Raw genomic sequence first — 10,611 nt, 5'->3', positions numbered from 1 at the left:
CCTCCAGGTACGCAAAAGGCGCACGACGGTGTACCGCGGGTGGCACGTGCGTACCACCGAGGCGCATGATCGACGGGTGACTTCTCTACCGGACTCCGCACCTGCCCCCTCTGCGATGCGACGAGTGCTGCGCCGCGCTCGCGATGGAGTGTCTCTGAACGTCGACGAAGCCACCGTGTTGCTGCACGCCCGCGGTGAGGATCTGACCGATCTGATGGCCTCGGCGTCGCGGGTGCGCGATGCCGGACTCGAATCTGCGGGCAGGCCGAAGACGGTGTCGTACTCGCGCAAGGTATTCGTCCCCATCACTCGGTTGTGCCGCGACAAATGTCACTACTGCACGTTCGTGACGGTTCCGGGCAAGCTCAAGGCCGCCGGTCACGGAATGTTCATGGACCCGGACGAGATCATCGACGTCGCCCGCAAGGGTGCCGCACTGGGGTGCAAGGAAGCTCTGTTCACTCTCGGTGACCGACCGGAGGAACGGTGGCCAGAGGCCAAGGAGTGGCTCGACTCCCGCGGCTACGATTCGACTCTCGATTACGTGCGCGCGATGTCGATTCGGGTGCTCGAGGAGACCGGCTTGCTGCCGCACCTCAATCCCGGAGTGATGTCCTGGCAGGAGCTTTCGCGTCTCAAGCCGGTGGCACCGTCGATGGGGATGATGCTCGAGACCACCTCGCGACGGTTGTTCGAGGAGAAGGGGCAGGCGCATTACGGCAGCCCCGACAAGGACCCCGAGGTGCGGCTGCGGACCTTGACCGATGCGGGTCGACTCAATATCCCCTTCACGACGGGCATTCTCGTCGGCATCGGTGAGACGCTCCGCGACCGGGCAGAGTCGATCATGGCAATTCGTAAGGTGCACAAGTCGTTCGGGCACGTTCAGGAAATCATCGTGCAGAATTTCTTGGCGAAGTCCGATACCGCGATGCGGTCGGTGCCCGACGCGGGTTTGGAAGAATTCCTGGCGACCATCGCGGTGACGCGGATGGTGGTCGGCCCCTCGATGCGGATTCAGGCCCCGCCGAACCTGGTCGAACCAGAGGAAACCGCGGCGCTGCTCGGCGCAGGCGTCGACGACTGGGGCGGAGTGTCGCCGCTGACTCCCGATCACGTCAATCCGGAGCGGCCATGGCCGAATCTCGACACTCTCGCCGAGCTGTCGGCGACGGCCGGATACCGACTGGTGGAACGCACCGCGGCGCAGCCTCAGTACGTTCTCGCCGGCGCTCCCTGGATCGATCCCCGAATTTCGGCACACGTGGATGCATTGGCCGATCCCGATACCGGAATGGCTCGAGAGGGCGTGAACCCGACGGGTCTGCCGTGGCAGGAGCCGGACGAGCAGTGGGAGTCCTCGGGCCGGGTCGATCTGAACACCGAGATCGACACGCAGGGCCGCAACACCGAGACCCGTTCGGATCTGGCGAATGCGTTCGGTGACTGGGAGTCGATCCGTGAGCAAGTTCGTGACCTCGCAGGCCTCGAACGGGTGGACCGGGACGTGGTATCGGCCCTGACTGCAGCGGAGAAGGATCCGTCCGGTCTGTCCGACGAGCAGTATCTCGCACTGGCGACGGCCGAGGGGCCGGGGATGGATGCCGTCGCCGCGCTCGCGGACGATCTGCGGAGACAGGTCAACGGAGACACCGTCACCTACGTGGTCAATCGCAACATCAACTTCACCAACATCTGCTACACCGGGTGCCGTTTCTGCGCGTTCGCGCAGCGCAAAGGCGACGCCGACGCGTTCACCCTCTCCACCACCGAGGTTGCCGATCGAGCGTGGGAGGCACACGTCGTCGGTGCCACCGAAGTGTGCATGCAGGGCGGAATCGACCCCGAGCTTCCGGTGACGGGCTACGCCGATCTGGTGCGGGCGGTGAAGGCTCGGGTGCCGTCGATGCACGTGCACGCTTTCTCGCCGATGGAGATCGTCAACGGAGCATCCCGCGGGGGACAGTCGATCCGCGAGTGGCTCACCGAGCTGCGGGCCGCCGGGTTGGATTCGATCCCCGGTACCGCCGCGGAGATCCTCGACGACGAGGTCCGGTGGGTACTGACGAAAGGCAAGTTGCCCGCCGCCGAGTGGATCGAAGTGATCACCACCGCCCACGAAGTGGGGCTGCGATCGAGCTCGACGATGATGTACGGCCATGTCGACAACCCGTCGCACTGGGTCGGTCATCTGAACGTGCTCAAGAAGATCCAGGACAAGACCGGAGGGTTCACGGAGTTCGTGCCGCTGCCGTTCGTGCACCAGTCCTCGCCGCTGTACCTGGCCGGTGCATCGAGGCCGGGTCCGACCAACCGGGACAACCGCGCAGTGCACGCCCTGGCGAGGATCATGCTGCACGGCCGGATCGACAACATTCAGACCTCATGGGTGAAATTGGGAATCACGGGTACACAAGCGATGCTGAACGGAGGCGCGAACGATCTGGGCGGGACCCTGATGGAGGAGACGATCTCACGAATGGCGGGTTCGCAGAACGGATCGGAGAAGACCGTCGCGGAACTGCACGAGATCGCCGACGGCATCGGCCGACCGGTTCGTCAGCGCACCACCACGTACGGCCCGGCCCCGGCGGTATCGGTGGTCGGTTCGATCTGACCCCCGGGTCCCTTCATCCGAAACGGAGCTTGTCTGACATGGACGACCGTCGAGTCGCCGCGGTATTGAGCAGTGCCGTCGCCATCATTGATCCCGTGCTGGACCTCCTCGCCGAGCGGGACCCGATCGGTCTCAAGGGGCGAACGTTTCGCGAATCCTCCGACGAGGATTCGAAGCTGGACAACGTCATCGATTTTCTCGCGAAGGCCTTCGACACCACCGATTTTCCGGGAACCGCCGGGTGGGAGAAGCTCGACAGCGACGCCCGCTCGCAGTGGTGGGTCAATCGAATCGGGGCTCTGAACACTGTCGCAGTGGCGTTCCCCGGTGTGTTCGGAATTCTGGTCAATCGTCTGCCACTCCAGGACCTCCTCGGTTTCGCCAATCAGGCGATGGTGCTCGTCGCCGTGGCCCGTGAGTCCGGGGTGACCGACCGCGAGACGCACGTCGCACTGCTCGGATCGGTGCTGTGCAAGCGCGATCTGACGTCCATCGCAGACAGTGCCCCGGAAAAGAAGGAGCAATCACCGACGTCGGGCCCATTCGCGCTGCTGCGCGGAATGTGGCGGATCGCCAATGTCCTTCGTGACGTCGCTGGTGAGCTCGAGAAGCGGCCACACCCCCGTGGCTTCTACCGGGTGATCGGCGCAATCCCGCTCATCGGCGGTGTCGCCGGATATCTCGGGGAGCGTGGGGCGCTCTCTCGTGCCGCCAAGCAGGGGCGGAAGTGGCTCGCCGCCCACCACCGGGATTCGGCATCGGTCGACAAGGACCTGCGGCGCTAGCGGGCCGGGGTGAGGTGAGGCCACCCTGGTCGGTTTGACCCAGGCTCGGACCGCGATACTAGGATGCTCAGGGCGCACGTGCGCCCACGAATCGATACAGGAGGGGAGAGCAGCAGTGACTTACTCGATTGCAGAACCGTGCGTAGATGTACTGGACAAAGCGTGCATCGAAGAGTGCCCGGTGGATTGCATCTACGAGGGTAACCGAATGCTGTACATCCACCCCGACGAATGCGTCGACTGCGGAGCCTGCGAGCCGGTGTGCCCCGTCGAGGCCATTTTCTACGAGGACGACGTGCCCGAGCAGTGGAGTGCCTACGTCGGTGCCAACGTCGACTTCTTCGACGACCTCGGGTCCCCGGGCGGCGCAGCGAAACTGGGAAAGACCGACTACGACCCGCCGTTCATCAAGGCTCTGCCTCCCATGGGCGAGAACTGACGACCTTGGCACGTAGAGCGGTGGCAGCGACGCTGCCCGATTTTCCCTGGGACTCGCTGACCGCCGCGAAGGAGAAGGCGTCGGCGCATCCGGACGGCATCGTCAATCTGTCCGTCGGTACGCCGGTGGACCCGGTGGCCGAGGTGATTCGGACCGCACTGAACTCGGTTGCGGACGAACCCGGCTACCCCACCACCGTCGGTACCCCGGCGTTGCGGGAGTCCGCGATCGCTGCGCTCGAACGCCGTTACTCGATCACCGGACTGTCACCGGACGCCGTACTTCCTGCCATCGGCACCAAGGAAATGATCGCCTGGTTGCCGACGCTGCTGGGCCTGGGAGCCGAGGACCTTGTCGTCATTCCCGAGCTGGCCTACCCCACGTACGAGGTGGGTGCACTGCTCGCCGGTGCGCGCATCCTGCGGGCAGACGGACTCAATCGACTCGGCCCGGAGCGGGCGTCGCTGATCTTCGTCAATTCGCCGTCCAACCCGACGGGCAAGGTGCTCGGTGTCGACCACCTGCGCAAGGTCGTCGGATGGGCCCGCGAACGCGACGCCATCGTCGTCTCCGACGAGTGCTACCTGGGCCTGACCTGGGACGCCGACGCCGTATCCGTCCTCGATCCCCGCGTGTGCGACGGTGATCACGCGAATCTCCTTGCCGTGCATTCGCTTTCGAAGACCTCGAATCTCGCGAGCTACCGCGCCGGCTTCGTCACCGGGGACGCGTCCCTCGTCGCGGAGCTGCTCGAGGTACGCAAGCATGCGGGCATGATGGTGCCGCTGCCGATCCAAGCCGCCATGACTGCGGCCCTCGCTGACGACGAGCACGAGAACATCCAACGTGAGCGCTATCGGGCTCGGCGAACGGTGCTCAAGGCCGCCGTGGAAGCCGCCGGATTCACCGTCGATCACTCCGAGGCCGGGCTCTACCTGTGGGCAACCCGCAACGAGCCGTGCCGCGACACCGTCGACTGGCTCGCCGACCGCGGCATCCTCGCCGCCCCGGGCGAGTTCTACGGCCCCGACGGTGGGCAGCACGTGCGTATCGCGTTGACGGCCGAGGACGAGCGGATCGAGGCTGCGGCTACTCGCCTGCGCGGGTAGTCGGGCTTCTCTGGTGCGCTGAGTGTCCACTATTTCCCACCGATGACGGGATTCCGTGGCGCGGCGCGAACAGTGGACGGTGAAGTCAGTTGGACCCAGCTCGGGCTGGGTGTTCTCATGTACCCATGACCCCCACCCTGCTGCTCAGTTTCGCCGGCGTGTGTTTTCTGCTGGCTATCCTGCCCGGCCCCGATTCGTTTCTGGTGCTGCGCTACAGCATCGGCGGCCTCAAGCCCGGAATCGCCGCGGCAATGGGAGTCGCGATCGGCGGACTGTTCTGGGCCGTGTTGGTGGCGGTCGGCCTGGCGGCCATCGTCGAGCAGTCCGCGACGGCATATCGCATCGTCAAGGTTCTCGGCGGTCTGTATCTGCTGTACTTGGGCGTCATGGCTTTTCGCGCACGCAGGAAGGGCAAGGTGGCCGGTGAGCCGCTCGTCCCCGTCGCCGCATCCGCGTGGTCGGCATTCGGTGCCGGAGTCCTCTCCTGTGCGCTCAACCCCAAAGTGGGACTGTTCTACCTCGCGGTGGTGCCGCAGTTCCTCACCGTGGTCACCTTCGCCGGGGCGATGACACTCGGCCTGGTCGAGGTGCTGGTGGCCGCACTGGTGATGGGAGTCTTCTCCGTCGTCGCATCACGTGCGGTTGCTTTGCTGCGCAAGCCCTCCGTGTCCGAGTGGCTGGACCGCGTCAGTGCCGGATTCCTCGTTGCCCTCGGTATCGGAACGGTCGCGTCCGCGGCTTAGTCGACAACAGCAAGTAGGGGAAGGGGCCGGCATCACGTTTCACGACTGACGGGTACTGGGGCGCGGCCTAGATCTCGCAAACGCGCGCGCACTTGCCATACGCGTGCAGAATCGTGACGCGAAACCGCTCGCGTTCAGCGAACGCGCGCGCGTTTGCGAGGACTGAGGGGCCGCGTGGATCACGGCTCGAGGTCTGCCTCGCTCACGTCCCAGCCGCCGCGTCTGATGCGCAGGATGTACACCAATTCGTTGCTACCGAAGGCCTCGACGGTCGTGAAGCGCTTCGGCTCGGTGTTGACCTCCGGGTTCCGGGCGTGAGCTTCCTCGTACAGTTGAGTGGCTCTCAGATCGGCCAACTCCACTCTCGTCCAGAAGTCGTCGGACTGTACCGAGTAGACCAGCCGCGGCGCGCCGTCGGTGATGTGAGCTATGTCGATATCGTCGTCATCTGAGTCCTCGTCCTCGAGGTCCAGCTCGAGATCATCGTCGGAATCGTCGTCCTGCTCGGCGTCGGTTCCGATCAGATAGACACCCGCCTGCAGGTCACCGGCTGCGACCGTCATGTACTCGGCGTAGTCGCCGGTGTCGATTCCGTCCACGTCCATGTATGTACGGTAGCCATGTGCTGCTTCGTTCACTGAACCCACTCGCCGTTGCGCGGGGAGACGACATTCCCGACGCCATCACCATCGACGGGGTATCGCTCTCTCGCGCCGACATCCTGGGAGCCGCGACATCGGTTGCCGAACGGATCGCGCGGGCCGAGCGACTCGCGATCCATGCAACGCCGTCGGTGAAGACGGTGCTCGCGGTCGTCGGTGCCTTGATCGCCGGGGTCACCGTGGTGCCGGTCCCGCCGGACGCGGGTGTCGCAGAGCGCGAGCACATCCTGCGCGACTCGGGCGTGCAGGCCTGGTTGGGTGAAACACCGCCCGAGACCTCGGGGCTCGAGGTTCTGCCGGTGCGTCAACATGCACGCTCGTGGCACAGTTACGCCGAACCGCAGCCGACCGCAGTCGCATTCGTGCTCTACACCTCGGGCACCACCGGCCCGCCGAAGGGCGTGCTGATCTCCCGCAGTGCCATTGCTGCCGGACTCGACGCGTTGGCGGATGCGTGGAACTGGACGTGGAAAGATACTGTGGTGCAAGGTCTTCCGCTGTTCCACGTACACGGATTGATCCTCGGCATGCTCGGCCCGCTGCGGTTCGGCAGCCCGTTGGTTCATACCGGAAAACCGACCCCGGAGTTGTACGCGGCGGCGCGCGGTTCGCTCTACTTCGGTGTACCGACAGTCTGGTCGCGGGTGGCCGCCGACGAGGAATCGGCCCGCGCGCTCGCAGGTGCCCGGCTGCTCGTCTCGGGCAGTGCGCCGCTGCCCGTTCCGGTGTTCGAGAAGCTGCGCGAACTCACCGGCCAGGCCCCGGTCGAGCGCTACGGCATGAGCGAAACCCTCATCACCATCAGCACGCGCGCAGACGGGGAGCGTAGACCCGGCTCGGTGGGACTACCGCTGGCAGGAGTCGAGACGCGGCTGTGCGGCGAGAACGGTGAAATCCTGCCTCACGACGGCGAATCCATCGGCGCACTGCAGATCCGCTGCCCCATGCTGTTCGACGGCTACCTGAACAACCCGGAAGCGACGGCGAAGACCTTCACCGAGGACGGTTGGTTCGATACGGGCGATGTCGCCCTCGTCGAGCCCGACGGGTTCCATCGCATCGTCGGGCGCGCGTCGACGGATCTGATCAAGTCCGGTGGCTATCGCGTAGGCGCGGGTGAGATCGAGACGGTGCTACTGGGCCACCCGAGCGTCGAGGAGGTCGCCGTCATCGGTGTGCCGGACGAGGATCTTGGCCAGCGCATCGTGGCGTTCGTCGTCGGTACCGGCATCGAGGACCAGGTGCTCATCGACCTGGTTGCCGGCGAACTGTCGATCCACAAGCGGCCCCGCGAGATTCGCGTCGTCGATTCACTGCCGCGCAACGCCATGGGCAAGGTGCAGAAGAAACTGTTGGGCTGATCGTCGGGCGGGTGTGCGCGACTGCGACCTTCCTTGGTGGCACACGCACACCCGCCTTCGGTATCGGCGGCGTGCTCGATTCCGCGATCGCATGAATCCGGCCGAATCTCATACGGGAGTGAGCGATTGGCGTCGTGCCCGCGTTTTGTGGGTTCACGCTTTCAGTAGGCGACCACTGATGACGGTTGCCAGCCTGCGCGGGGCCAGGCGCACGCTGCCTGCGCTGATCTTGTTCGACAGGCCGGAGACGACGCTGGCCGGAGTGCGACGAGAATCCAACGCGCGCAACGCTGTCGAGACAACTTGCTCCGAGGTTTGAAAGTTGCCCACTGCTGCGTCCTCGGAACCGACGACGTCGAAGAACTCGGTACGCGTCGGGCCGGGGGAGAGCGCGAGTACTTTCAGTGGCGAGTTGCGGTGCTCGAATGCCAGAGCCTCGGTGAAGCTCAACACGAAGGCTTTCGTTGCCCCGTAGACGGCCATGTTGGGAGTGGGTTGGTACGCGGCGGTGCTCGCCACGTTGATCAGGGCACCGGTGAGGGTCGGCAGGAATGCGTGCGTCAAGTCGACCAGGGCGGTGACGTTGAGTGTGATCTCGGCAGCCAGGCGCTCTGCATCCTCGTCGGCGAACCGGCCGTGCGTTCCGAAGCCTGCGTTGTTGACGAGTGAAGTGGGTGTAATTCCTCTCTCGGCCAACGTGGTTCGTAGCTGCACCCCGACGCCCGGTACGCCCAGGTCCATCGCGACGACGGTGGCGGTGACGCCGTATTCGGCTTCGATTCGGCGAGCGAGTGCCTCGAGTCGATCGACCCGCCTCGCCACGAGGACGACATTGTCGCCGCGTGCAGCGAACCGAGTGGCGAATTCCTCGCCGAGGCCTGAACTTGCTCCGGTGATGAGCACTGTGGATGTCATGGCTGCAAATGTAGGCAGTGTCATCATTGTTGTCAACGGCAACATCGCTTAGGGTGAATGCATGGCTACCCGGCGCTACCACCATGGCGACTTGCGGGCGGTACTTCTGGACGAGGCGGAGCGGAGCATCGCACGCGGCGGAGTCGAGGCACTCTCGCTCCGTCAGTTGGCCAGGGACGTCGGCGTCAGCCATGCAGCCCCTGCGCGTCACTTTCGCGACAAGCAGGCGCTGCTGGATGCTTTGGCATTCAAAGGCTTTCAGGAATTGAATCGCCGAACGTTCGCGGCGGCGTCGAGCCGAGGCGAGCTGATGTCTCGGTTCCGCGGCGTCGCCCGCGCCTACCTCGGGTTTGCCGTCGAGCACCCCGAATTACTGGACGTCATGTACAACACCAAGCATCACCCCGATGCAAGCGACGAACTGAAAGATGTGGCGCAGCAAAGTATGACGGCCACCGAGACACTGCTGAAAGATGCCATTGCCGCCGGTGTGATCACCGAAGCGCCGCCCGAGATGCTCGCGCGGGTAGCCTTCGCCAGCGTGCACGGCGTCGCGATGCTGGCCACCGGCGACCTGCTCGACGGTGTCCCGGCGGAGGATCTGCTCGACGCCACCGTCGACACCCTGCTGCGCGGGTTCACCTGATGTGGTCGTTCCGCAGGCTCCACTCCTGATGATCTGGTCGTTCCGCAGGCTCCACTCCTGACTAGGTTGGGTGGCATGACCGAATACGACCTGCAACGCTTCGTCGACGCCCAGGATCCCGTCTGGACTGCGGTGACCAAGGAGCTGAAGGCGGGACGGAAGCAGACGCATTGGATGTGGTTCGTGTTCCCGCAGTTGGCAGGGTTGGGGCGTAGTGCCACCGCTCAACACTTCGGCATCGCTGATCTGACCGAGGCGCAGCTGTTCCTGTCCCACGAGGTGCTGGGGCCTCGCTTGCAGAAGGCAGCTCGGTTGACCGTGGGAATCGAGGGTCGGACGGTCGATGCGATTTTCGGCTATCCGGACAATCTGAAATTGCAGTCGTCCATGACGCTCTTCGCCGAAGCTACCAGCGGAACGTCCGTTTTCGACGAAGTGTTGCAGAAATATTTCGATGGCGAATCCGATGGTGCAACACTCGACTTGCTGGACGAGCGTTACCGATAGCATCGCTCCCATGACGACTCCACTCGCCGGATCCATCGCCTTCGTTCACGCCAGTTGGCACCTGGACATCGTCGACCGCGCGCGAGTGGGGTTCGCCGCCGAACTGGAGAAGCTCGGACAGGCCGAGACACCCATCGACGTGTTCGAGGTGCCCGGGGCCTTCGAGATTCCGCTGCACGCCCAGCGGCTCGCGAGGACTGGTAAGTACTCCGCGATCGTCGCCGCAGCGCTGGTGGTGGACGGAGGAATCTATCGCCACGACTTCGTCGAAACGGCGGTGATCGACGGCCTGATGCGGGTGCAACTCGATACCGACGTGCCGGTGTTCTCGGTGGTGCTCACGCCTCATCATTTTCACGAACACGCCGACCACAAAGCCTTCTTCACTGCGCACCTGGAAACCAAGGGTGCCGAGGCGGCCCGCGCTGTGGTGAAGACTGTGGCGTCGCTGGGGACCATCGGCTGACGAACCGGGCTGTCGATCCGAGATCCACAAGGACGGTTCGATGCCGTCGCCGATTGGAAGGTCCTGGACCACCAGGGACCGTCGTGACCGAGTACGACTCACGACCATCGAGCTATGCCTACCACGAGCTACCGACAAGAACGTGCTGGCGAATAGTTGTGCAGGGCAATAGTTTTCGATTTGACGATCATTGCGACTCGAACACCCGTTCGATACAGTCTGGGTCATGACGACGGAGATCTGGCAACTGAGCGAGGACCAACTCCTCGCCGACGCCGCCGCGGTCTCCCACCAGATCCAGTTGCTCGAAGCCCGCCGCATCGCCCTCGTCGCCGAGATCGACACCCGCGTCACCCGCGAG

At 64.6% G+C, this 10,611-nt stretch carries 11 protein-coding genes; 9 read left to right on the top strand and 2 right to left on the bottom strand.

Translation table 11 applies throughout. The features are described from left to right. Positions 1-115: 115 nt before the first annotated feature. From ACOQFP_RS00180 to ACOQFP_RS00160, 5 genes are all read left to right on the top strand, one after another. Complete coding sequence (locus ACOQFP_RS00180; RefSeq protein ID WP_421583094.1) at positions 116-2,617, top strand: bifunctional FO biosynthesis protein CofGH; 2,502 nt, start codon at positions 116-118, stop codon at positions 2,615-2,617. A gap of 38 nt (positions 2,618-2,655) precedes the next feature. Then, positions 2,656-3,402: a hypothetical protein gene (locus tag ACOQFP_RS00175; RefSeq protein ID WP_421583093.1), complete on the top strand. Its 747-nt coding sequence runs from the start codon at positions 2,656-2,658 to the stop codon at positions 3,400-3,402. A gap of 115 nt (positions 3,403-3,517) precedes the next feature. Next, a complete protein-coding gene (gene fdxA, locus ACOQFP_RS00170) occupies positions 3,518-3,841 on the top strand; it encodes a ferredoxin (RefSeq protein ID WP_008714223.1) in 324 nt (107 codons plus the stop codon). 5 nt (positions 3,842-3,846) lie between these two features. Continuing rightward, positions 3,847-4,950, top strand: coding sequence for a succinyldiaminopimelate transaminase (dapC, locus tag ACOQFP_RS00165; RefSeq protein ID WP_421583092.1), 1,104 nt, complete (start codon positions 3,847-3,849; stop codon positions 4,948-4,950). 125 nt (positions 4,951-5,075) lie between these two features. Next, positions 5,076-5,693, top strand: coding sequence for a LysE family translocator (locus ACOQFP_RS00160; RefSeq protein WP_421583091.1), 618 nt, complete (start codon positions 5,076-5,078; stop codon positions 5,691-5,693). A gap of 179 nt (positions 5,694-5,872) precedes the next feature. On the opposite strand, the gene ACOQFP_RS00155 is transcribed toward ACOQFP_RS00160, so the two are convergent. Then, on the bottom strand, positions 5,873-6,298 hold the full coding sequence (locus ACOQFP_RS00155; protein ID WP_421583090.1) for a hypothetical protein: 426 nt from the start codon (positions 6,296-6,298) through the stop codon (positions 5,873-5,875). A 2-nt stretch (positions 6,299-6,300) separates the two neighbouring features. Between ACOQFP_RS00155 and ACOQFP_RS00150 the strand changes: the two genes are divergently transcribed. Then, positions 6,301-7,716: an acyl-CoA synthetase gene (locus ACOQFP_RS00150; RefSeq protein ID WP_421583089.1), complete on the top strand. Its 1,416-nt coding sequence runs from the start codon at positions 6,301-6,303 to the stop codon at positions 7,714-7,716. Between the two features lie 153 nt (positions 7,717-7,869). Here the strand turns inward: ACOQFP_RS00150 and ACOQFP_RS00145 are convergent, their stop codons facing one another. After that, a complete protein-coding gene (locus ACOQFP_RS00145) occupies positions 7,870-8,631 on the bottom strand; it encodes an SDR family NAD(P)-dependent oxidoreductase (protein WP_421583088.1) in 762 nt (253 codons plus the stop codon). A gap of 61 nt (positions 8,632-8,692) precedes the next feature. Between ACOQFP_RS00145 and ACOQFP_RS00140 the strand changes: the two genes are divergently transcribed. The 3 genes from ACOQFP_RS00140 (at position 8,693) to ACOQFP_RS00130 (ending at position 10,250) form a co-directional block, all read left to right on the top strand. Next, the gene (locus ACOQFP_RS00140; protein WP_421583087.1) at positions 8,693-9,277 is read left to right on the top strand and encodes a TetR/AcrR family transcriptional regulator; all 585 of its coding nucleotides are present in this window, start codon (positions 8,693-8,695) and stop codon (positions 9,275-9,277) included. Between the two features lie 75 nt (positions 9,278-9,352). Continuing rightward, positions 9,353-9,784 (top strand): DUF1810 domain-containing protein, encoded by a 432-nt coding sequence (locus ACOQFP_RS00135; protein WP_206486803.1) that lies wholly within the window; start codon positions 9,353-9,355, stop codon positions 9,782-9,784. Between the two features lie 10 nt (positions 9,785-9,794). Then, positions 9,795-10,250, top strand: coding sequence for a 6,7-dimethyl-8-ribityllumazine synthase (locus ACOQFP_RS00130; protein WP_421583086.1), 456 nt, complete (start codon positions 9,795-9,797; stop codon positions 10,248-10,250). Positions 10,251-10,611 lie beyond the last annotated feature (361 nt).

The organism is Rhodococcus sp. MALMAid1271 (assembly GCF_049195265.1).
Taxonomy (GTDB): domain Bacteria; phylum Actinomycetota; class Actinomycetes; order Mycobacteriales; family Mycobacteriaceae; genus Rhodococcoides.
This window is presented reverse-complemented; position numbering and strand designations above follow the sequence as displayed.